Raw genomic sequence first — 454 nt, forward strand, 5'->3', positions numbered from 1 at the left:
GGTAAAGGTAAGGGTAACGTGGAATATTGGGTCTGCCCGATCCAGCCTGGCAAGGTTCTGTACGAGATGGATGGTGTACCTGAGGCTCTGGCGCGTGAAGCGTTTGCCCTGGCCGCAGCTAAGCTGTCCGTTCAGACCACTTTCGTAATTAAGACGGTGATGTGATGAAAGCCCAAGATCTGCGTCAAAAGAGCGTCGAAGAATTGAACCAGGAGCTGCTGGGTCTGCTGCGTGAGCAATTCAACATGCGCATGCAAGCTTCCACCGGCCAACTGGCTCAGACTCACACTCTGAAACAAGTGCGTCGTGACGTCGCACGTATCAAGACTGTACTGACTGAGAAGGCAGGTGCGTAATGACTGACAAGATCCGTACTCTGCAAGGTCGTGTAATTAGCGACAAGATGGACAAGTCCATCACCGTCGCTATCGAGCGCAAGGTAAAGCACCCGATC

The 454-nt window shown here is 52.9% G+C and carries 3 protein-coding genes; all 3 read left to right on the forward strand.

Features of this window, described 5'->3' with window-relative positions; translation table 11 throughout:
• On the forward strand, nt 1–165 hold a 165-nt coding region (locus JWG43_RS18195; protein ID WP_205244345.1), incomplete at its 5' end, for a ribosomal protein L16.
• The gene (gene rpmC / locus JWG43_RS18200) at nt 165–356 is read left to right on the forward strand and encodes a 50S ribosomal protein L29 (protein WP_005307965.1); all 192 of its coding nucleotides are present in this window, start codon (nt 165–167) and stop codon (nt 354–356) included. The genes JWG43_RS18195 and rpmC, both read left to right, overlap by 1 nt.
• A partial coding sequence (rpsQ, locus tag JWG43_RS18205; RefSeq protein ID WP_205244346.1) for a 30S ribosomal protein S17 occupies nt 356–454 on the forward strand: 99 nt, incomplete at its 3' end. The genes rpmC and rpsQ, both read left to right, overlap by 1 nt.

Origin of the sequence: Desulfobulbus alkaliphilus (assembly GCF_016918545.1) — a bacterium.
Taxonomy (GTDB): domain Bacteria; phylum Desulfobacterota; class Desulfobulbia; order Desulfobulbales; family Desulfobulbaceae; genus Desulfobulbus; species Desulfobulbus alkaliphilus.